This is a genomic window from Flaviramulus aquimarinus (assembly GCF_039543205.1).
GTDB lineage: Bacteria > Bacteroidota > Bacteroidia > Flavobacteriales > Flavobacteriaceae > Flaviramulus_B > Flaviramulus_B aquimarinus.
The window spans coordinates 1216658-1239641 of sequence record NZ_BAABJH010000001.1 but is presented as its reverse complement, the minus strand read 5'-3'; the positions used below and the strand labels follow the sequence as shown (position 1 = coordinate 1239641).

Genomic DNA, 22984 nt, shown 5'->3' with positions numbered 1-22984 from the left:
ACTTAACTTTAGCTTGAAAGCATTAAAAACAACAAATCAATTAAACTTTGCAGCATGAAAAAAAATTACACTTCTTTAAAAAAAGCCCAATTTAACACTATGGTGTTTTGTGTTTTTCAATATTATTAGATTTCAGTACAACTACTTAAAATGTTAATTTTATTATTAATAAAGGTATTATGACTATAGAAACATAGCCCTTTTGATAATCGCTTTAAATTAAAATTGTATGTCCCGTAAATTCAGATAAATATCAGAAAGGGACCTAATTAAAAGTTAAAATGAAACATCCACTAGAATACTATAAAAATCATTTAATTAAATATAAATCTGAAACTAAAAAGCTATATAAACAAATGACTGTGCTTAGCACATTACGTTTATTAATCTTTTTAGCAACAGGTTTTGGCATTTATTTCTTTTTTCAACAATGGCAAACAGCTTTGTCCGTAGGTGTTTTTGGCGTTATAATATTCATTTATTTGCTATCAAAACATACCGATGTTAAAAGACAACGAGATTTCAATAAAGCCCTGGTTGATATTAATGAAGACGAAATTAAAATAGCATCCGGTTATTTTCATAAAAGAGATGAAGGACTCGAATTTCAGGATTCAAACCATTTTTACAGTTTGGATATTGATTTATTCGGGCGCGGATCATTTTTTCAATTCATCAATAGAACCACTATAAAAGAAGGGACTCAAGAATTAGCCAATGCTTTAAAAGCAAATCATATAGATCATATTGAATCTAGGCAACAAGCTATAAAAGAATTAAGCTCTAAGCCACAATGGCGACAGTATTATTCAGCTACATCTACTTTAGTTGATGTTGAAACACCTGCAAAACAAATTATAGAGTGGTTACAAAACCACAAATCGTTTTTGCCAAAAGCCATGTCATGGCTGCCTCATGTCATTAGTTTAGTGTCCGTTGCCTTATTTGTACTTATAGTTTTAGGTGTTGTAACACATCAAGTTTTGATAGGCTATTGGTTATTTTTAGGTTTAGTTATTACAGGACGATATCTCAAAAAAGTAAATATACTGGCATCAAACGCAGATAAAGTTAGAAGCACCTTTCGGCAATACTCGTCATTATTGGATTTGATTGAAAATGAATCTTTTTCTTCTGAATTATTACAGAAAAAACAAAAACAGATTCAATTAGGAGATAAAAAAGCTTCTGAAATTTTTAAAGTATTTTCAAAGCCTTTAGACGCTTTAGATAATCGGAATAATATTATAGGAGCCATTTTTGGTAACGGCTATTTTCTAACAGATATAAAAAACAGTTATCAAATACAGCAATGGATTGAACAATATACAAACAAAGTATCCGATTGGTTTGAAGTAGTGTCCTTTTTTGATGCCTATAATTCATTAGGGAACTATGCGTATAATCATCCTGAGTTTGTTTTTCCAGAAATAGTAAATAATGGTCCGGTTATAAAAGCAGCAGATTTAGGCCATCCGTTACTAAATAAAGAAAAGCGAGTTGATAGTCATTTAACTATTGAAAATGAGCAGTTTTTTATAGTAACCGGAGCCAATATGGCTGGAAAAAGTACCTTTTTAAGAACAGTGTCTTTGCATATCGTTATGGCAAATGTGGGCTTGCCCGTTTGTGCAAAATCTAGTCAGTATTCGCCCGTAAAACTAATTACCAGTATGCGAACATCGGATTCTTTAGCCGATGATAGTTCCTATTTCTTTTCAGAATTAACAAGACTAAAATACATTGTTGAGGCCATTCAAAAAGAACCTTATTTTATTGTTTTAGATGAAATTTTAAAAGGTACTAACAGTACCGATAAAGCCATTGGATCTAGAAAGTTTGTTGAAAAACTAGTGGCTTCAAATGCCACAGGGATTATTGCAACGCACGATTTAAGTTTATGTGAAATTGAGAACGAATTAGAGGATGTGAAAAATTATTATTTTGATGCCGAAATTATAAATGACGAACTTCATTTTGATTATACTTTAAAAGTAGGTATTTGCCAAAATATGAATGCCTCTTTTTTATTGAAAAAAATGGAAATCGTATAGAGTAGATTTACTTTTTTATAGATGCCTTATCTTATTCTGAAACTTGGATATGTTAAATGCGCCATTGCCTATTTCTACAGTATGTTTAGCAATTTAGTAAAATTTGTAATATGGCCACAAAGTACTTTGATTTTTGATTTCTTAATTGATACGTTGGTAACTAGAAACCTGACTTTCATACATATTCTTTGATGGTTTTAGCTTTTCTAAGTATTTTTAAAATTGAAATGACCATTATCAATAAACATATTTCGCAAGTTTTAGTACATATCCTTTTTTGGATGCTGTTTACGTTTGTATCCCTGTTCTTATTTTCAGATTTTTATTGGACAGAAAATCCATTTTTACAGTATGTATCGCTTCTAGTTGCTATCGTATATTTAAATAATTTTTTTTTGCTGCCCTTTTTTGTAAAAAAGAAGTTATATGTGCTATATGTTTTTGTGTTTGCTGCCATTTCGTTTTTGGCAACCCAATTGTACTGTTACGCCTTTGCACAATGCGGATGTACCATAATTAAGTGTTTAAGCGATTATTTATGGCAAAGTTTGGTGCCACTTATTTTCTTTTCATTTATCTGGATATTATATCGGTTTATTGATAAGCAAGAAGAAGTAGAAACCATAAAAAAAGAGCATATAGAAATGGAACTGAAGTTTTTAAAATCGCAAATAAACCCACATGTTCTGTTCAATAATTTAAACACGATTTATTCCTATTCACTAGAAAAACCTAATGAAACCCCAGAGCTTATTTTAATGCTTTCAGATAATTTAAAACACGTGTTATATGAAAGTAATGAGAAAACCATTTCTTTAGAAAAGGAAATTCATTTTATAGATAATTATATAAAATTCCAAACTATAAGAACGGAAGGCGCAAAGCAAATTATTTATAAGAAAAGTGTGGATTCATTAGTGTATCAAATAGCACCTTTATTGTTAATAACCATTATAGAAAATGCCTTTAAACATAGCACGTTAAATAGCGACATTGTTGTAAACATTAAAGTTGAAAATGGTATTTTGAATTTTACATGTGAAAATGATTTTGATACTCAAAAAGTTACCACAACCGAATTAAAAATTGGATTGCAAAACCTTGAAAAAAGACTGGAACTTATTTATAAAGATGATTACGATTTTAATATAAGCAATACAAATACCTTTACGGTGTCTCTAAAACTAAATTTACAATGACCTGTGTTATCATAGAAGATGAAATTCCAGCGCAAAAAATTCTGAAAAGTTTTATTGCAAAAATCCCTGGTTTAAAATTGCTTGGAACATTTAAAGCGGCTATTGAAGCAAATTCATTTTTAAATACAACATCAGCCAATATTGTTTTTTTAGATATAAATTTACCGGATATGTCCGGATTAGATTTTATAAAAACCATTAAAAACCCACCAGAAATAATCATGACAACCGCTTATCCTGATTATGCAGTAAGCAGTTTTGAACTCGATACCATTGTGGATTATCTGGTTAAACCATTTTCATTTGATAGATTTTTGAAGGCTGTAAATAAGGCAAAAGAAAGGCTGAGCGTTCCAGAGATAACTTCTGAAGATAATGAAGAAACACTTTTTTTAAACGTGGATAAAACACTGCATAAAATTGTTTTAAATAGCATCCTTTACATTGAATCGGACAGAAATTATATAACCGTAGTTACAGAAACCCAAAAACTATCATACATAGATGCTTTAAAAAATTGGAATGCAAAGCTTCCCGAAAGTCAGTTTATTCAAGTGCATAAATCTTTTATTATAAACAGTAAGTTTGTAGATAAAATTTCAGGGAATACACTTTTTGTAAAGGCTAATAAAATTCCTATCGGTAGAACGTTTAAACAGGAATTATTAAGTAGATTAGGCGTTTAGACTTTTAAAAAAGAAGTCAGTATCTTTACTTTTATGCAGCACATCTCTAAACTTCCAAATGTAGGAACCACTATTTTTTCTATTATGAGTGGATTGGCTAAAAAATACAATGCCATTAATTTGTCCCAGGGTTTTCCAGATTTTGGTAGTGACCAGAAATTGATTGACTTGGTTAGTAGCGCCATGAATTCTGGCTATAATCAGTATGCACCTATGGCTGGCAATTTAGAATTAAGAACAGCCATTGCCAAAAAGATGAATGCCTTGTATAACGCTGTTTATAACCCAGAACATGAAATTACAATTACTGCTGGAGCAACTCAAGCCATATCAACAATAATTTCAACATTTATAAAAGAAAATGATGAGGTTATTATATTTAAACCCGCTTATGATAGTTACGAACCAAGCATAAGGCTCAATGGAGGTAAAGTCATTCCCGTTCAGCTTCAAGCTCCGAATTTTAGTGTAGACTGGCATGCGGTAAAGCAAAAGATTAATAGTCAAACTAAAATGATTATTATCAATACGCCCCATAATCCATCAGGCACTATATTTTCAAAAGAAGATATGTTGCAATTACAAGAAATAACTAGAAATACAGATATCATTGTTTTAAGTGATGAGGTATATGAACATATGGTTTATGATGGCGAAAAACACCAAAGTGCCTGCTTGTTTTTAGACTTAAAATTAAGAAGTTTTGTTGTGGCGTCCTTTTGTAAAACCTTTCATAATACCGGATGGCGGATAGGGTACTGCTGTGCGCCCAAAGCTCTTATGGACTTATTTAGGCAAGTGCATCAGTTTAGTGTGTTTTGTGTGCACCATCCAACCCAAAAAGGCATTGCAGATTATATGCAAGAGCCGAAGCATTATTTGGAATTGCCTGCATTTTATCAAAGAAAACGCGACTTGTTTTTAAACCTTATAAAAGATTCTAGATTTACTTTTAAACCATCAAAAGGGACGTATTTTCAAGTGCTGGACTATTCAAAAATCACTGAAGAATATGATGTTGATTTTGCAAAACGATTAACCAAAAAATTAGGGATTGCATCCATTCCATTATCAGTTTTTAATGAAAACAATTTAGATAATCATGTCTTGCGCTTTTGTTTTGCAAAAACTGACGATACCTTAAAAAGAGCAGCAGATATTTTAAACCGAATTTAATTATGGATAGTAAACTAAACATAGCATTGATTCAATCCGATTTAGTTTGGGAAGACCCAAAACAGAATCGCGCTAATTTCACTAAAAAAATTGAAAATATTAATGACGATGTAGACCTTGTTATCCTTCCTGAAATGTTTACTACAGGTTTTACTATGAATGCCAGTTTGGTTGCTGAAACCATGCAAGGAGAAACCGTTACTTGGATGCAAGATTTAGCCTCGAAAAAGAATAGTGCTATTGTAGGTAGTCTTGTTGTTTTAGAAGATAAAAGCTTTTATAATAGACTCTTGTTTGTTGAACCATCAGGGCATATCATGTTTTATGACAAACGACACACATTTACTTTGGTTGGAGAAGATAAAATCTATACAGCAGGAACAGAAAAAATTATTCTGGAATATAAAGGTTGGAAAATATGTCCATTAATTTGCTATGATTTACGCTTTCCTGTTTGGGCTAGAAATACAGAAGATTATGATATTTTAATATATGTTGCCAACTGGCCAAAACCTAGGGTTTCTGCCTGGGATTTGTTGTTAAAAGCACGTGCTATTGAAAACATGTGCTATTGTATTGGTGTAAATCGAGTGGGTGTCGATGGTGTAAATAGTGTGTATTCTGGTCATTCAGCTGTGTATGATGTGTTAGGAAATACCATTACTTCTTTTGAATCTGAAAAAGAACAAATCCAAACCGTTACTTTAGAAAAAAGACATATTGAAGCTTACAGAAATAAACTTAAATTTTTGAACGATAGAGATTCGTTTACTATTACTTAAACTGAAGTGTTTCTTGAATGCCCCAATCTGCTCTAATTTCAATATTTTGAAAATGGCTTACTTTTTCTGGCTGTATCTTTTTTAAGTAATTACCCGTATCGTATTTTTTGTTACCATTAGCATCATGAATAATTCTAATAGAATAGATAGCAGGAATTAAGTTTAAAAAATCCAGAAAGCCTTCTTCAGAAATGGATTCTTCGGCTTTTACCTCACCCTTATTGTCGGTTAATTGAACAATAAGTGGATATTTTGCATTAACTAAAGTAAACCTTGCATAACCAAAATCAGACGCCTTTCTGGTGTTAATTGAATAATTCAATGTGTCATTTGTGTCATCAAAAAAATCAACAAAAGCTTCAGGCAGTATTTGGATATTATATTTATTCTCTTCTGTTTTTTTAAAGTTTAAAGCATACGTATTTGTAATGGTATCAAAACTTGAAGTAAAATCGACTACAGTAGAATCTTTATCCATTAAAGAAATTTTTGAATCATCAAAACGCACCAAAGGCGTATTGCTGGAAATATTAAAAGTTTCGTCGTAATCTATAGTGCCAGATGGCGATGTTTCGATTAAAATCGAATCTCTTTTTTGTTCACTAATTCTAACAGTAAAATCTTTTTCAAAGTCATTTTTTGAAACTTTAAAAATCAAAGAATCAACTTCTAATCTTGGTTTGTACCAGTAATTAAGACTATCGGTTTTTGAATCTTTAGTAATACGATATTCAAATTCAGAAGGTATTTCAGATAGCATTTTAATAGCCATATTTTCATAACTTCCTTCATAACCAAAGGCTATTTTTTCACCAGATAATAATCGAGGTCTAGTGGCTTTAAAATTAAGATTTTCAGAAAATAATCTAAGCGTATAGCTTGAATCTGTAGGCACTTCAATAAAGCTTTTATAAAATGCAATTTGGTCTGTTTTCTGTTGAAATTTATTATCGCCATTACCGTCCTTTAATGCCATTAACATATAAGTTCCAGCCTTAAGATTTTCAATGGAAAAAGTTGTTAAACTATCCAAAGTATTGGTAATGTATTTAGGAGTTTCTTTATAAATAATAGAATCAGTAAATGTTGAGTCAACTTCATAAAGTGCAACATTCACAAAGGTTTCAGGTTGTTTTTTAAGGGCATCAACAATATTACCATTAACGCTGAGCGAATCTATATAATCTCCTGTAGAAAGGACATATCGGTAATAAGGATAAGGATTAGATTCATTATTATCAGTAATACTATTCCCAAAATTAAAGGCGTAGGTTGTATTAGGTTGGAGCGTGTCGTTAATTTTAATGGTAATATACTTACTAGCGCCCCCAAGTGGTTTAATGTCTGGTTGCGTTTTCATAGGTGGTGAAATGATAAGCTGCTTCTGTATGTCCCTAATCTTTATATACTCATCAAAATAAACCTTGATTTCGCTTCCAGTAAAATTTGTGGAATAATTCTCGGGCTCAGACTTAATAATACTAGGAGGGGTAACGTCTTTTGGTCCACCATCTGGGGTGCCTCGGTTAGCACAATTAATAAAAATTAGACCTATAACAGCTGATAAAATAAAATTTGAAAGGGTCTTGTTCATTGACTAATTTTAAATTTTTATCAAAAGTACATGATTTTAGAGATATAACGATAATCTATTTAAGCTATTGCCATAGTTGCAATACTAATTTTTATATGTTTGGCTTCATTTAAAACAGAAATACAAGCTTCTAAAGTAGCGCCAGTTGTAATAATATCGTCTACCAAAAGAATGTGTTTGTTTTCAATGGATGATGTGTTTTGAATGGTAAATAATTCTTCGCTGTTAACCCATCGTGCTATACGACCTTTTTTGGATTGCGATTTCGTGTTTGTTACCTTTAAAAGTACATCGTCTATATAATCGGCATGTATGGCTTTGGCTATTTGTTGCCCAAACAGAGCAACTTGGTTATAACCTCTAGTTTTTAGTTTCTTTTTATGAAGCGGAACAGGAATAACTATATCAATGGTGTTGTATTTTTCAACAGACTTTAACTCACCACCTAGCCAATTTCCTAAAAGAAACCCTATATTTTCATGACCTCTATATTTAAGATTATGAATAAGTTGTTGTACGTTCCCTTTTTTTTCAAACCTAAAAAGTGCGGTACCGTTTTCAATTTTAGCACGTCCATAAAGTGCTTTTGCTATAGAATCCGTATCATCAAAATGAAAATTGGTTACCGGTAAATCATGTCTACAGTCCATACAAATAGTATCCTCATTGTCATTTAGTAAATTATGGCAGGCATGACATACTTTTGGGAAGAATAGGTTTTTGATTGATTTAAGCATAAATCATTATATGAAGTTCTTGTACATTTAGTAAAAATAAATAATCTGAGGGTTTAAGTTAAAATATGCATATAATATTACTTATTTTAATTCATTGCAATCCAAAATTTGTACGAAATTTTAAAAAACTAATCCTCTACGTAAAATGGTATGTTGGCATGAGCAGTATGAAGATAATCATCTTCTACATATATAAATAAGCGGTAAGCACCTGGTTTAGAGGGGGCCAAGAACGAAGTCGAACTGTCTGTTTGCTCGGGGAATAAACCACTAATAGTTTCTGGAATATATTCCGCATCTCCTCCTGTTTTCTGTGACTCGCTTTCTCTCATAATTTCCCAACGAAAAATCAATTTATCGTTGTCGGGGTCGGTTGCTTCAACTTGGGCATTGTAAGTATCGCCCGCTTTTAGTTTAATATTGTTGATAGCTCTCTGTCCTTCCAAAGTAAAATCATGTAATCTAGGAGTACGGTTTTTAGGCCATTCTCCATTCCAGGCATAATGCATGACATCAACCGATTCAGTCTCATTTCCATCTGGCATATACATCCCAAACCATGTTGGTGTCCGTTCTTGCTTTTGACCCCAAAGGAATGCAAAAGAACCCATCACTTGTTGGGATTGGGATACAATTGAGTTTTGATATCGACTGAGATATAAATCTGCTTTAACAGAGCTATTGTTCTCCAATGGTGCTCCCCATTCCGTTTTATCCACTTCCCAATAACCGGTAGCTCCCCATTCCGTAACCAATAAGGGTCCCTTGTAATTAGACTTTGTGATAAGCTCTGGAAGTATATCAATTGGTGCGTATAACTGAACACTCAAGAAATCTAAATCAGGAGCTCTATTGCCAATCAAATCAACATACTTTTTGTTGATTCCTGCTAAAGATGTGGTAGTTAAATGATGTGGATCTAATTCATGAATCATTTCAGATATATCATTTACTGCATCCCAAACTTTTGGGTTTTCCGAATGGTGGTTCAGTTCATTTCCAATCCCCCATATCATCAATGCTGGATGATTCTTCAATTCTATTACGCGTTTGCGAATATTTTCTAATTGCTCTCGTACAGCCTCTTCATCATTATAATCGAATCCGTTACGTTCTAAACCAACCCAAATTCCTATCATCACCTTCAAACCAAGTTCTTGAGCTTGGTCTAAGAACTCCATACCATAATAAGTACTCCAAGTTCTCAAGGCATTGGCGCCATGCTTGGCTAAAGTTCCAATCTTACTTTTATCTATAGCACCAGCGCCTTTAATGTAAAAAGGCTCTTCATTCACAAAAATACGATAACCTTCACTAGTAAGACGGATTTCAGAATTGGTTATCTTAGTGTTGGATATCTTTTTACTCTGTGCATTACAGATATAAAATAAGGTAAAAAGAAAAAAAAACAAAAAAGAACGTTTTTGGTAAATTAAATATTTCATTATTCTGATTTTAGCTGGTTGCAAATCTATTGTGTCGTTTGTGTTTGAAATTTAGTTTTTAAATACGGATTAAAAGTTTCTATAAATATACTATTAAATAGTCCAAATTGTATATTGCTTTTTTTCGAAAAACAGTAGTCTCTAAATAAAAAATAATGATTTTATATGAATACAATTTTAGTGCTTAGAAAATAAATACTTACTCAGTGTTTTTTTTAAGAAACAACAGCCATTGTTTCTCGCGGTTTTTTATTTTTGCACCTATGGCAAATCAAGACGATAAATTTAAGAAGGTAATATCGCATGCAAAGGAATACGGATATGTATTCCAGAGCAGCGAAATATATGATGGTTTAAGCGCAGTTTATGACTACGCGCAAAACGGTGCAGAATTAAAGAAAAACATACGCGACTATTGGTGGAAAGCCATGGTGCAAATGAATGAAAATATTGTAGGGATTGATGCTGCAATTTTTATGCACCCAACCACATGGAAAGCCTCAGGGCACGTAGATGCGTTTAACGATCCTTTAATTGATAATAAAGACTCAAAAAAGCGCTATAGAGCCGATGTTTTAATTGAAGATTATTGTGCTAAAATTGAAACCAAAATTGAAAAAGAAGTAAAAAAAGCGGCAAAACGTTTTGGTGATGCCTTTAATAAAGAAGAATTTTTATCTACAAACGGACGTGTTGTTGGCTATCAAGAAAAGATAAATACCATTCTTGCCAGAATGGGAAAATCTCTTGAAAATGAAGATTTAGCCGATGTAAAAGCGCTTATTGAAGAATTAGAAATTGCTGACCCACTAACAGGAAGTAAAAACTGGACCGATGTTAAGCAGTTTAACCTTATGTTTGGTACTAAGTTGGGGGCTTCTGCCGAATCTGCAATGGATTTATATTTACGCCCAGAAACAGCCCAAGGTATTTTTGTTAATTTTTTGAATGTACAAAAAACGGGACGTATGAAGATTCCGTTTGGTATTGCTCAAACAGGAAAAGCCTTTAGAAATGAAATTGTTGCTAGACAGTTTATTTTTAGAATGCGAGAGTTTGAGCAAATGGAAATGCAATTTTTTATAAAGCCAGGAACACAAGGCAAATGGTATAAACATTGGAAGGAAACTAGAATGAAATGGCATTTATCCTTAGGAATGGGTGCAGAAAATTATCGTTTTCATGACCACGAAAAATTAGCTCATTATGCTGATGCAGCTGCTGATATTGAATTTAAATTTCCATTTGGCTTTAAGGAATTAGAAGGTATACATTCAAGAACCGATTTTGATTTAAAAGCACATGAAGAATTTTCTGGAAAGAAATTACAATATTTTGACCACGAAGAAAATAAAAGTTATGTGCCGTATGTTTTAGAAACATCTATTGGTTTAGATCGCATGTTTTTAGCTGTATTCTCTAATGCTTTACAAGAAGAAGCTCTTGAAAATGGAACAACAAGAACAGTTTTAAAATTACCAAGTGTTTTAGCACCAGTAAAAGCAGCTATTTTACCATTGGTTAAAAAAGATGGATTGCCAGAAATAGCAAAACAAATTGTGGAGGAATTGAAATGGGATTTTAATGTGATTTATGACGAAAAGGATGCTGTTGGTAGACGTTATAGAAGACAAGATGCTAATGGGACACCATTTTGTATTACCGTAGATCATGACACTAAAGAAGATAATACCGTTACTATACGCCATAGAGATTCTATGGAACAACAACGTGTTAAAATAGAAGACTTGCGTAATATGATTAAGCAAGAAGTAGATGTGCGTTCTTGGTTGATGAAGATGTAACCAATTCCTGTAGAAGCAGGAATTTCATAAAGAAAAACCCAAGCAACTATATCTTTGCTTGGGTTTTGTATTTCAACTAAATTTTAATTTGTCTATTAATTTGTTGTTCTAAAGAAATAAGAGATTCAGTTCTTAAAACTCCTGAAATAGTTTGAATATTATGACTTAGTAAATGCATTAAATGTACATTATCTTTACTAAGAAGTTTAATAAAAACACTATAAACTCCCGTAGTGTAATGGCATTCTAAAACTTCAGGGAGTTTTTTTAAGGCTCGAATAACATCATCAGTGTTTGCTGCTTTATCAAGGTATATGCCAACAAAAGCCATTGTAGAATACCCTAAAACTTTAGGGTTTATAATAAATTGAGAGCCAGAAATGAGTTTAGATTTTTCAAGTTTACGTAAACGTTGATGTATGGCTGCTCCAGAAATACCAACATTACGAGCAATTTCTAAAATGGGTGTTCTGGCATCGGTTGTTAAGGCCCGTAGTATTTTTTTATCGATGCCGTCTATGGTTATGGTTTTCTGGTTTAGTTTCATTATCTATGTTTTAATCTAAAACATAAAAATAATCATTTGCTTTTAAATTGAAACTAAACTTACCCGCCAACTGGCGCCCAAAAACTAATTATTTAAAGGATTATAGCCTAAATAAGGCACTTCTTTTTCGTTGAAAATAATACCAAAGGTTTCGAGTTCTTGTAAAATAGGTTGATACACTTCTTTCGTAATAGGAATTTGTACACCAGGAGTTTTTATTTTTCCATTTAATATGGCAAGTGTAGCTATAGCAACTGGTAATCCTACTGTTTTTGCCATAGCTGTATAGGTGTGGTCATCGCCAAGCACAACCATATTCGCATCTATCTGGTACTGTTTTCCATCTTTTTCGTAACCAAATTTGTGGTACATGACAATCATGTCTTTGTCATCTTTAGTAAGTGTCCAGCTGTCCATCAATATTTTTTGAAGAATTTGTGCAGGTGTTGCTTTTTTGAGTTCAACACGTTTTTTTCCATTAAAAATATCGAGTTCAACAAGCTTGTCCCAAACAATGTCATCTTGATCAATTTTTAGAGCATGTCTTAACTTCAATTCTACAGAATCTGAAGGACTGTAAGGTAAAAAAGCATTAACAAAATCGCGATAACTCATGTTTTCGCTATCATCTATGGTATAGCTGTCGTCGGTCATGCCCAAGATTACAAATATATTCCAAGCTCTACTGAAACCTACACGACGCATGGTACCTCGGTATAGTGTTTTAATATTATCTAAACCATAAACACTTTGATACTTTAAAGAATCTCGATTGGCATAGGCTTCAAAATGTCCAAAACCATCAATGTCCAAAAACTCAGTGCGCCTAAATAAACGGTTATAAGGGATGTATTTATAGGCCCCTTCTTGTAAAAATTTGGCAGCACTACCTTGACCAGCAACAACAACATTTCTGGGGTTCCAAGTAAACTTATAGTTCCATAAGTTATTGTCGCTTTCGGGAGCAACCAAACCTCCTGTAAAGGATTCAAATAAAATAATAGTGCCACCTTGATCTCTTATGCGATCTAAAACTTGCATAGCACTCATGTGGTCTATGCCTGGATCTACCCCAATTTCATTCATGAGTATGAGTCCATTTGCTTTAGCGTCTTCATCTAAGGCTTGCATTTCTGGACTGACGTACGATGCAGTAACCATGTGCTTTTTTAATGAAATACAATTTTTTGCGACTTCTATGTGAAAACGGGCAGGAAGCATCGACACGACTATATCTGCACTTTTAATGGCTTCAACACGAGAATGGTCATCAAAAACATCCAAAGTCATGGCTTTTGCGTTCTGATGGTTACCAATTAATCTTTGTGCATTTTCAATATTTAAATCGGCAACAGTAATAAATAGACTTTCTGTTATAGATTTATCTAACAAGTATTTAAGAAGGTAAGATGCTGATTTTCCAGAACCAATGATTAAAATCTTTCGCATATTGGGTTTTGTTGAGTAATTTTGTTTTATACTTTCAAAGTGCTAAATAGCATTTGATTTTACGAAATTAATAAATATTAAAAGTATTTGTTACGAATAATTTAAAAAATATGACTAAAAAGATTTTAATTACAGCATCGATCTTAGGGATAGTAAGTATCATTTTAGGTGCTTTTGGGGCACATGGCTTAAAACAACTGATTACGCTAGAGAACCAACAGGCTTTTGAAACCGGTGTTCGTTACCAAATGTACCATGCTATTTTATTGCTGTTTCTTGGCACAACATCTTTAATTCAACCAAAAACAAAAAAAGTGATGTATTACTTAGTGATATTAGGTGTATTGTTTTTTTCCGGCTCTATTTACGGATTGGCAACAAATACCTTAACAACTTTCGATTTCAAGTCGATTGGTTTTGTAACACCAATTGGCGGTTTATCGTTTATATTGGCATGGAGTTTTATGTTTGTCGATTTTTTGAATATTTCATCTAAAAAAGGAAATTAAATTAAGGATACTTGAAATAATTGTCTTTATTTTGCATTATAAATAATTTTATATCAAATTATGGAAAACTATAGTCAGGTTACGAAAACGATTTCGTTAGAGCGGTATGGCATAAAAAATGCCAAAGTTAATTATCAATTATCACCAGAGGCATTACATGATATTTCCATTGAAAAAGGATTGGGCATTGAAGCTTCTTCTGGTGCTCTGGCTGTTAATACAGGTGAGTTTACAGGCCGTTCTCCTAAGGATAGATTTATAGTTAAAGATGCCATTACCAAAGATAAAATATGGTGGGGTAATATCAATATTCCTTTTGAAGTTGATCAATTTGATAAACTCTATAACAAGGTTGTCGATTATTTATCAGACAAAGAAATTTTTGTTAGAGATAGTTATGCCTGCGCAGATGATGATTACAAACTGAGTATTCGCGTTATTAATGAATATCCTTGGAGTAATCAGTTTGCCTATAATATGTTTTTACGTCCTACAGATGAAGAACTGGAAAGTTTTTCTCCAGAATGGACCGTTGTTAATGCGCCAGGTTTTATGGCTATTCCAGATGCAGATGGTACGCGTCAGCATAATTTTGCCATTTTAAATTTCACAAAAAAAATAGCGTTGATTGGAGGTACTGGTTATACAGGTGAAATTAAAAAAGGGATTTTTTCCGCTTTAAACTTCATCCTTCCAGTATTTAAGGACACTTTACCCATGCACTGTAGTGCCAATGTTGGAAAAGAAGGTGATACCGCTGTGTTTTTTGGTCTTTCAGGTACTGGCAAAACAACACTTTCTACAGATCCAAACAGAAGTTTAATTGGTGATGATGAACATGGTTGGACCAAAGAAAATACCATTTTTAATTTTGAAGGAGGTTGTTATGCCAAAGTGATAAATTTATCAAGAGACAATGAACCTGAAATATTTGATGCCATTAAAAAAGGCGCTATTCTTGAAAATGTGATTTTAGATGCATCTGGTCATGTAGATTTTGAAGATATATCTATTACCCAAAATACACGTGTTAGTTATCCAATTCATCATATTGAAAATATACAAGTCCCATCTATGGGGAAAAACCCAAAAAACATATTCTTTTTAACAGCCGATGCTTTTGGAGTAATACCTCCAATATCTAAGTTAACTCCAAGTCAAGCAGCCTACCATTTTATTTCTGGTTATACCGCTAAAGTGGCAGGGACTGAAGCAGGAGTAAAAGAACCACAACCATCGTTTTCGGCATGTTTTGGAGCGCCGTTTATGCCATTACACCCTTCTAAATATGCTGAAATGCTAAGTAAAAAGATGACTGAGGCTGGTGTTAATGTTTGGTTGATAAATACGGGTTGGACAGGCGGTCCTTACGGTGTTGGTACTAGAATGAAATTAAAATATACTCGCGCCATGATTAATGCAGTTTTAGATGGTCATTTAGGATTGTATAATTATGATGACTACCATATACATTCGGTTTTTGGAGTGGCACAACCTAGAACATGCCCTGGCGTCCCAACTAGCGTTTTAAGTCCTAGAGCAACATGGAATGATGATGAAGCTTATTATACCATGGCCTTTAAATTAACCAATGCATTTCGTGAAAACTTTAAAAAGTTTGAAGACCATTGTAGTGAAGAAATTAGACGTGGCGGTCCTCAGCGTTATGCGTTTTAAAAACAAAAAAAGGGATGATTTTAAAATCATCCCTTTTTAATTTTATTTCAAAAAACTTATTTTCCTTTATTGGCCTTTTCAATATATTTTTGCAACGCCATAGTCATTGATGGTGTTTCAGGAGTTGGAGCAGCAATATCTACACGTAAGCCTTTTTCCTCAACAGCTTTAATAGTTGTATTTCCAAAAACAGCAATGCGTGTTTCGTTTTGCTTAAAATCTGGAAAGTTTTTAAATAATGATTCTATCCCAGAAGGGCTAAAAAACACTAATACATCATAGTATACATTAGCTAAATCCGATAAATCGCTAACTACAGTTTTATAAAATGTAGCCTGTTTCCAATCTACACCTAAAGCGTTTAAAGTATTAGGAACTGCAGACTTTACTTTATCTGTATTGGGTAACAGGAATTTTTCGTCCTTATATTTCTTTATTAATGGCGAAAGTTCCGCAAACGTACGTTTTCCAACATAGATTTTACGCTTTCTATACACCACATATTTTTGAAGATAGTAGGCAACAGCTTCAGACTGACAAAAATATTTCATAGAGTCTGGAACTTTAAAACGCATTTCTTCTGCAATTCTAAAAAAATGGTCTACCGCATTTCTACTGGTTAAAATAATAGCTGTATAATTATTTAAATCAATTTTTTGATGTCTAATCTCTTTAGCAGATACACCTTCTACATGAATAAAAGGTCTAAAATCTATTTTTACGCGTTGTTTCTCCTGTAAATCGAAGTAAGGCGAGTTCTCTATTTTAGGTTCTGGCTGAGATACTAAAATGGTTTTCACTTTCATAAGCGCAAGTAGTATTTTTCGTTATTTGGTAACAAACACCTTATACAAAATGACATAGGGTGCGATTTCAAGAGCGCAAAGATACAAAATAAAATAAAACAAGTTGGTTTTTATTAAACTTTGATGTGTTTTAAATGAACTAATTAGGCCAATTATATTTACAATTAACAATAAAATAATCATGAGGTAGATTATAGGCAATGTTGGCTGAAAACTAAACAGTAATAAAGCGTTTATTGGCAGTAGTAAAATTCCTAAAAAGTTTTTGTAGCTTATTTTCTGAAAGAGGTATTGGTCTATGAGACTATCAATTTCAAAAAGACTTCCAATTAAACGTTCAATAAGTACTTTTATAAGTATGAAAACACCAATTCCAAAGGCTAACTTAAACATGGTGTTAATTGAAACTTGATTAGATTCCGTTAAGTATTGATAAATAATAAAACAGAATACAGATAAAGAAAGGATTAAATTACTAAATAGCAAACCATCAAACTTATCGAAAAATTTTTGGTCTTTAGAATAAATCTTAAGGTATTTAGTGTTTCCTAAAACAATTATAAAATCATCAAAACGCTTAGGGTCTGTTAATTTGGCAATAGCTACAATGACTAAGCCTATGACAATTAAAACAGTAAATAATTCGTTTGAAATAATATTACGAAGCATGGGATAAAATTATTATAATTTTTAATATAGTGGTGTATTATTAAGAAATATTTAAAATAAATAAACACTTATTAATGTACATTTGCTAAAAACTAATTGAAGGTTTATTTAAAGGCAATATGCAGGAAACGGTTGTAATTATTCCAACATATAACGAAATAGAAAACATTGAAGCTATTATTAGAGCCGTGTTTTCTGAATCTGATACCATTCATATTCTTGTTGTAGATGATAACTCACCAGATTTAACGGCATTAAAAGTAAAAGAACTTCAAGACGATTTCCCAAATCGATTATTTTTAGAAATCCGAAAAGAAAAATCGGGTTTAGGAACAGCATATATTCATGGATTTAAATGGAGCATAGAAAAAAAATACAGTTATATTTTTGAAATGGACGCCGATTTTTCGCATAACCCAAAAGATTTGATTAAACTTTACAATGCATGTCATATTGATGGGGCAGATATGGCCATAGGCTCTAGATATAAAACAGGGGTTAATGTGGTTAATTGGCCAATGGCTCGGGTGCTCATGTCTTATGGCGCATCAAAATACGTGCGTTTAATTACAGGGATGAAAATTCATGATACCACTGCCGGATTTGTATGTTATAAAAAGAAAGTGCTAGAATCCATAGATTTAAATGCTGTTAAATTTATAGGTTATGCCTTTCAAATAGAAATGAAGTTTAAGGCCTATTTAAAAAAGTTTAAAATTATAGAAGTTCCAGTTATATTTACGGATAGAACACGAGGAGAATCTAAATTAAATACAGGAATTATTTCTGAAGCTATTTTTGGAGTTATTTCAATGAAGCTGAAGAGTTTATTTAAAAAGTAGAACGGTAAATGAAGAAGACAACACTTATAAAAAATGCAAAAATAGTAAATGAAGGAACTGTTTTTAGCAGCGATATATTAATTGAAGGCGAATATATAAAACAAATAGGAGCGTCCATAAGTGCAAAATCTGCTGATGTGTTGGTTTTTGATGCCGAAGGCAAATACATTTTGCCAGGAGCTATAGACGATCAAGTACATTTTAGAGAACCTGGATTAACACATAAGGCAAATATTGAAACCGAATCTAAAGCGGCTATTGCTGGTGGAATAACATCGTTTATTGAAATGCCAAATACCAATCCGCAAACCACCACAATAGAAAAGCTAGAAGAAAAATTTGAAATTGCAGCTAAAACATCTTCAGCTAATTATTCTTTTATGTTTGGTGGAACAAATGATAATTTAGAAGAAATTTTAAAACTGGATGTTAACCAAGTTGCAGGCTTAAAATTGTTTTTAGGCTCATCAACAGGTAATATGTTGGTAGACGACCCAAAGGTTTTAGAAAATATTTTTAAAAGCACCAATATGCTTATTTCGGTGCATTGTGAAGATGAAGGCACTATAAAAAAGAACTATAAAAAACATTTTGATAAATTTGGAGATGATATCCCTATTAAATATCATCCAATTATAAGAAGTGAAGAAGCGTGTTATTTGTCGTCTTCAAAAGCCATTGAATTAGCAAAAAAAACAGGAGCAAGATTACATGTCTTCCATTTGTCAACAGGAAAGGAAACAAATTTGTTTACCAATAAAATACCTTTAAAAGATAAAAAAATTACTGCTGAAGTTTGCATCCATCATTTGTGGTTTTCCGATGAAGACTATGATAAAAAAGGAACCTTTATAAAATGGAACCCAGCAGTGAAAACCAAAGCCGATAGAGACCAGTTGTGGAAAGCCCTTTTAGATGATAGAATAGATGTTATTGCAACAGACCATGCACCGCATACTAAAGAAGAAAAAGAAAATGTTTATACCAGTGCGCCTTCTGGAGGGCCGTTGGTGCAACACGCTTTGCCGGCTATGTTGGAAATGTACCATAAAGGAAAAATATCTTTAGAGAAAGTGGTAGAAAAAATGTGCCATAATCCCGCTATTTTATTTCAAGTGTCAAGACGAGGGTTTATCAAAGAAGGCTATTTTGCCGATTTGGTTTTAGTAGATTTAAATAACCCTTGGACCGTAACAAAAGATAATATTTTATATAAATGTGGATGGTCACCTTTTGAAGGTGCTACTTTTAAATCCAGAGTTACCCATACATTTTTAAATGGTGACTTGGTGTATCAAAATGCTAAGTTTAGCAATGTAAAATCTGCCAAGCGATTAACTTTTAACAGATGATTATAAAACACCTCATAATTTGTTTAGGTTTTATGGTAATGCTTTCAGCCTGTAATGGAGCGAAAGGACCAAAAAAACCTAAAAATTTAATTTCAAAGGAAAAAATGGTAGATATATTAATTGACTCTAAACTAATAGCGTCTGCAAGTTCTGCCAATAAAAAAATAATGAGGGATAGTGGTGTTGATTTAAATACTTATGTATTTACAAAGCACAATATTGATAGTTTGCAGTTTGCTTTAAGTAATAATTATTATGCGTTCCATATAAAAAAATATCAAGAAATCTATGAAAAGGTTGGAGATAGTTTAGAAGCACTTAAAGTTAAGTTTAAGGATTTAGAAGCTAAAGAATGGAAAGAACAAACAAAACGAGAAGAAGACTCACTAAAATTACTTTCAACAGAAACCAAGAAAGATTCCATAGTTTTAATTGAAATTGAAGATTCTTTAAAAGGGGTTTTAAAAAAGAAATCAAAACAAAAAAATAGTCTGATTAAACCTGTTTCAGATAAAGACTTCCAATAGAAAAAATAGCTTTATCAATAGCTTTAAATTTATAGTTTAAAGCTGTTTTTATTTTATTACTATCATAATCTGTCTCAGAATCTAACGACTTTGCTATATGTTTAGTCAATTGGCGTCTTTTACCAGTTAGTTTGTGTTTTAACCAATCTAGTTTCCAAGCTATATTCAAAAGCCTAGCAGTTGCTAAGCGTTTAGGAACCTTGGTATTAACAGATTTTGCTAAAGTCTGTAAAAAATCTTTATACTTCCAATTTTCTGCTACCAATACAAACCTTTCATTGGTAATAGGACTATTCATAAGTGCTATCATAATGGAAACAACATCATTAACAGTTACAAGAGCAACTGTTCCAGAGGTATAATGCTTTAATCCTTTATGTGCTTTTGTAAATAAACTTCCTGAGCCATAGCGCCAAATACCAGCACCCAAAATCACACCAGGATTTACAATTACAGCATCTAGACCTTCTTGGGTTGCACGCCAAACTTCCATTTCGGCGCCATACTTTGTTATAGCATAAACATTATTGTCATCTTCAGGGTTCCAAATGGTGTGCTCAGTAATAGGTTTATTGTTTGATTCATGACCTAATGTAGCAATGGAGCTTACATAACAAATTTTTTCAATAGCATTAGATATACATAAGTTTACAATATTAGCGGTGCCCTCTATATTTGTTTGTCTTAAAAGTTGATACTTGTCAGGTTCAAATGATACAAAAGCCGCACAATGGTAAACATGACTAACACCTTTAAAAGCTTCAGAAAGTCCTGGGATATCTAAAATATCGACCTGAACCCATTCTACAGTATTAAAAAGAGATTCATAATCATCAGTATAGCAAGAAAACACACTCTTAACGTTGCTAAGTTTATGTTCGCTTCTGTAAATAGCCCTTACTTTTTCATCACTATTAATAAGTTTGTAAAGCAAATGTGCTCCTACTAAACCTGTTCCTCCTGTTACTAAAATCATGTAACGAAAGTAATGATTATTTAAAATAACTAAAGAGAAAAAATTAGTTTTCAGCCCCAAGCGCAGTATTTGGTTAAAACTTTACGTACTCACGACTTTGTGCTAAAAGATTAGTTTGTTTCTGCATTTTTATCCATTATTAGTCATCGGTCTTTTGTCTTTTTAACCCAAAGAATTACATATAATACATGCCTAATTATACACGTATTTTTATATTTGCCATAGTTTTGTAAAATATAAGAAGAATGATAAAGAATTTTGTTGAAGAATTAACATGGCGGGGAATGATACATACCGTGATGCCAGGAGCAGAAGAACATTTAATGGAAAGCATGCGCAGTGCTTATGTAGGGTTTGATCCTACGGCAGATTCTTTACATATTGGTAATTTGGTGCCAATTATGCTATTGGCCCATTACCAACGTTGTGGGCATAAACCAGTGGCTTTAGTTGGTGGAGCAACAGGTATGATTGGGGATCCTTCAGGAAAATCTAATGAGCGTAATTTATTAGATGAAAAAACATTACGCCATAATCAAGATGCCATAAAAGGACAATTAGCACATTTTTTAGATTTTGAAAGTGATGCTGAAAATGCAGCGGTTTTAGTGAATAATTATGATTGGATGAAAGACTTTTCGTTTCTTGAGTTTATTCGCGATGTTGGTAAACATATTACCGTAAACTATATGATGGCAAAAGATTCTGTTAAAAATAGAATTTCATCAGATGCTTCTGAAGGGATGAGTTTTACAGAATTTACCTATCAACTTGTACAAGGTTATGATTTTCTTCATTTATATAAAGCAAGCCATTGTTCTATACAAATGGGAGGGAGCGACCAATGGGGTAATATTACTACAGGAACAGAATTAATCAGAAGAATAGCTGGAGGTAAAGGGTATGCCATAACCTGTCCGTTAATCACAAAATCTGATGGTTCAAAATTCGGAAAATCCGAAGGGGGTAACGTGTGGTTAGATGCTAACAGGACATCCCCTTACAAATTCTATCAATATTGGTTGAATTCTAGCGATGCTGATGCTGAAAAATATATTAAGATTTTTACTTTTTTAAAGGAAAGCGACATAAATGCCTTAATTAAGGAACACCAAGAAGCACCACATTTAAGATTGTTGCAAAAACGTTTAGCCGAGGAAATTACAGCTATGGTACACTCTAAAGAAGATTTAGATAATGCCATAAAAGCAAGTCATATTCTTTTTGGAAAATCTACCAGTGATGATTTAAAGCAACTTAATGAGCAAACCTTTTTAGATGTTTTTGATGGTGTACCACAAACCCAAATAGCAAAATCTGAAATTGAAAACGGATTGGATATCATTGGAGCATTAGCAGAAAAAGGTGGCTTTTTGAAATCTAACGGCGAGGCTAGACGTGCTTTAAAAGAAAATTCAATTTCTGTAAATAAGGAGAAAGTAAAAGATGATTATAAGATTACTTCTAAAGACTTAATTAATAATAAATTTGTCTTGTTACAACGTGGTAAAAAGAATTACTTTGTATTGCAAATAGTATAGAAAATAATAAAGCCTGAGTGAGAGCTCAGGCTTTATACATTTAACCAACCAACTAAAAACTAAACTTTTCTTTTTCTTAGTTTTACATTTTGTCGTTAGTCTTTAAAATATCTTACATAAAGAATACATTATTTTTTAAATTTAATCGCTTCCCAGTTATTATCTGCTTTTTTTTGAAGACTAAGTGCGTCTTGCTCATTCCATAATTCTAATGTATTAGTTCCCCAAGCATTATAAAACAAATAAAGTTTACCATCTTTAATTTGAAACGTTTTTGGATTAACAGATACTTTAGTATTTTTTATGGCTAACGCATACGCACAATAACCGCCATACTGAGGGATGTATTTTTTAGGGTTTTTGTTAAATAGACTAAGGTTTTCTTCAGAAGAAAATTTATAATTTATACTATCAAATTTGGCAATAAATGCTTTGTCTCCTTCAATAGCTTCACCATTAAAATAAGCAACAAGATCATACCCATTTATAGCAAACCCTTTTTTTGTATTATAATCCAAGGTTTGAGCATAAGTTGATGAAACGATAAGCGTAAATAATAATATAAGACTTTTCATGTGCTAATTTTTGTTTAACAATAAGTCTAAAATGTA

At 32.4% G+C, this 22984-nt stretch carries 21 protein-coding genes; 12 read left to right on the top strand and 9 right to left on the bottom strand.

Annotated elements, in window-relative coordinates; all coding sequences use genetic code 11:
• Nucleotides 1-281: 281 nt before the first annotated feature.
• The 5 genes from ABD941_RS05765 to ABD941_RS05745 all read left to right on the top strand — a co-directional run bounded on the left by ABD941_RS05765 (nt 282) and on the right by ABD941_RS05745 (nt 5897).
• Nucleotides 282-2054: a MutS-related protein gene (locus ABD941_RS05765; protein WP_345273083.1), complete on the top strand. Its 1773-nt coding sequence runs from the start codon at nt 282-284 to the stop codon at nt 2052-2054.
• Nucleotides 2055-2245: 191 nt separating this feature from the next.
• Nucleotides 2246-3253, top strand: a complete 1008-nt coding sequence (locus ABD941_RS05760; RefSeq protein ID WP_345273082.1) for a sensor histidine kinase — start codon at nt 2246-2248, stop codon at nt 3251-3253.
• The gene (locus tag ABD941_RS05755) at nt 3250-3939 is read left to right on the top strand and encodes a LytR/AlgR family response regulator transcription factor (RefSeq protein ID WP_345273081.1); all 690 of its coding nucleotides are present in this window, start codon (nt 3250-3252) and stop codon (nt 3937-3939) included. Before ABD941_RS05760 ends, ABD941_RS05755 begins: the two co-directional genes overlap by 4 nt.
• A 33-nt stretch (nt 3940-3972) precedes the next feature.
• Nucleotides 3973-5115 carry a methionine aminotransferase gene (locus tag ABD941_RS05750; protein WP_345273080.1) on the top strand — a complete coding sequence of 381 codons (1143 nt, stop codon included), beginning with the start codon at nt 3973-3975 and terminating at the stop codon, nt 5113-5115.
• A gap of 2 nt (nt 5116-5117) precedes the next feature.
• A complete protein-coding gene (locus tag ABD941_RS05745; RefSeq protein ID WP_345273078.1) occupies nt 5118-5897 on the top strand; it encodes an amidohydrolase in 780 nt (259 codons plus the stop codon).
• Here the strand turns inward: ABD941_RS05745 and ABD941_RS05740 are convergent.
• From ABD941_RS05740 to ABD941_RS05730, 3 genes are all read right to left on the bottom strand, one after another.
• Nucleotides 5890-7491: an Ig-like domain-containing protein gene (locus ABD941_RS05740; RefSeq protein ID WP_345273077.1), complete on the bottom strand. Its 1602-nt coding sequence runs from the start codon at nt 7489-7491 to the stop codon at nt 5890-5892. The two genes, ABD941_RS05745 and ABD941_RS05740, sit on opposite strands and share 8 nt — an antisense overlap.
• A gap of 59 nt (nt 7492-7550) precedes the next feature.
• The gene (locus ABD941_RS05735; protein WP_345273075.1) at nt 7551-8228 is read right to left on the bottom strand and encodes a ComF family protein; all 678 of its coding nucleotides are present in this window, start codon (nt 8226-8228) and stop codon (nt 7551-7553) included.
• A gap of 128 nt (nt 8229-8356) precedes the next feature.
• The gene (locus ABD941_RS05730) at nt 8357-9523 is read right to left on the bottom strand and encodes a glycoside hydrolase family 2 TIM barrel-domain containing protein (protein ID WP_345273074.1); all 1167 of its coding nucleotides are present in this window, start codon (nt 9521-9523) and stop codon (nt 8357-8359) included.
• A gap of 413 nt (nt 9524-9936) precedes the next feature.
• On the opposite strand from ABD941_RS05730, the gene ABD941_RS05725 reads away from it, so the two are divergent.
• Complete coding sequence (locus ABD941_RS05725; protein ID WP_345273073.1) at nt 9937-11478, top strand: glycine--tRNA ligase; 1542 nt, start codon at nt 9937-9939, stop codon at nt 11476-11478.
• A 76-nt stretch (nt 11479-11554) separates the two neighbouring features.
• Here ABD941_RS05725 and ABD941_RS05720 read toward each other — a convergent pair whose 3' ends face one another.
• Both ABD941_RS05720 and ABD941_RS05715 read right to left on the bottom strand, forming a co-directional pair.
• Nucleotides 11555-12025: an Lrp/AsnC ligand binding domain-containing protein gene (locus ABD941_RS05720; protein ID WP_345273072.1), complete on the bottom strand. Its 471-nt coding sequence runs from the start codon at nt 12023-12025 to the stop codon at nt 11555-11557.
• Between the two features lie 84 nt (nt 12026-12109).
• Nucleotides 12110-13474, bottom strand: a complete 1365-nt coding sequence (locus tag ABD941_RS05715; protein ID WP_345273071.1) for a saccharopine dehydrogenase family protein — start codon at nt 13472-13474, stop codon at nt 12110-12112.
• Nucleotides 13475-13584: 110 nt separating this feature from the next.
• Here ABD941_RS05715 and ABD941_RS05710 point away from each other — a divergent pair, with 110 nt between their 5' ends.
• Nucleotides 13585-13983 carry a DUF423 domain-containing protein gene (locus tag ABD941_RS05710; protein WP_345273070.1) on the top strand — a complete coding sequence of 133 codons (399 nt, stop codon included), beginning with the start codon at nt 13585-13587 and terminating at the stop codon, nt 13981-13983.
• A 60-nt stretch (nt 13984-14043) separates the two neighbouring features.
• Nucleotides 14044-15660, top strand: coding sequence for a phosphoenolpyruvate carboxykinase (ATP) (gene pckA / locus ABD941_RS05705; RefSeq protein ID WP_345273069.1), 1617 nt, complete (start codon nt 14044-14046; stop codon nt 15658-15660).
• 56 nt (nt 15661-15716) lie between these two features.
• On the opposite strand, the gene ABD941_RS05700 is transcribed toward pckA, so the two are convergent.
• The gene (locus ABD941_RS05700) at nt 15717-16466 is read right to left on the bottom strand and encodes a uroporphyrinogen-III synthase (RefSeq protein WP_345273068.1); all 750 of its coding nucleotides are present in this window, start codon (nt 16464-16466) and stop codon (nt 15717-15719) included.
• A 21-nt stretch (nt 16467-16487) separates the two neighbouring features.
• Entirely contained in the window at nt 16488-17135 is a 648-nt protein-coding gene (locus tag ABD941_RS05695) for a DUF4271 domain-containing protein (protein WP_345273067.1), read from the bottom strand.
• Between the two features lie 119 nt (nt 17136-17254).
• Between ABD941_RS05695 and ABD941_RS05690 the strand changes: the two genes are divergently transcribed.
• The 3 genes from ABD941_RS05690 to ABD941_RS05680 are packed head-to-tail and all read left to right on the top strand — an operon-like array spanning nt 17255 to nt 19856.
• Nucleotides 17255-17977 (top strand): polyprenol monophosphomannose synthase, encoded by a 723-nt coding sequence (locus ABD941_RS05690; RefSeq protein ID WP_345273066.1) that lies wholly within the window; start codon nt 17255-17257, stop codon nt 17975-17977.
• A gap of 8 nt (nt 17978-17985) precedes the next feature.
• Nucleotides 17986-19329: a dihydroorotase gene (locus ABD941_RS05685; RefSeq protein WP_345273065.1), complete on the top strand. Its 1344-nt coding sequence runs from the start codon at nt 17986-17988 to the stop codon at nt 19327-19329.
• A complete protein-coding gene (locus tag ABD941_RS05680; RefSeq protein ID WP_345273064.1) occupies nt 19326-19856 on the top strand; it encodes a DUF4296 domain-containing protein in 531 nt (176 codons plus the stop codon). Before ABD941_RS05685 ends, ABD941_RS05680 begins: the two co-directional genes overlap by 4 nt.
• Here ABD941_RS05680 and ABD941_RS05675 read toward each other — a convergent pair.
• Complete coding sequence (locus ABD941_RS05675) at nt 19825-20832, bottom strand: NAD-dependent epimerase/dehydratase family protein (protein WP_345273063.1); 1008 nt, start codon at nt 20830-20832, stop codon at nt 19825-19827. The two genes, ABD941_RS05680 and ABD941_RS05675, sit on opposite strands and share 32 nt — an antisense overlap.
• Before the next feature lie 245 nt (nt 20833-21077).
• Between ABD941_RS05675 and tyrS the strand changes: the two genes are divergently transcribed.
• Entirely contained in the window at nt 21078-22373 is a 1296-nt protein-coding gene (gene tyrS / locus ABD941_RS05670) for a tyrosine--tRNA ligase (protein WP_345273062.1), read from the top strand.
• Between the two features lie 128 nt (nt 22374-22501).
• Here the strand turns inward: tyrS and ABD941_RS05665 are convergent, their stop codons facing one another.
• Nucleotides 22502-22948, bottom strand: coding sequence for a YHS domain-containing (seleno)protein (locus tag ABD941_RS05665; RefSeq protein ID WP_345273061.1), 447 nt, complete (start codon nt 22946-22948; stop codon nt 22502-22504).
• Nucleotides 22949-22984 lie beyond the last annotated feature (36 nt).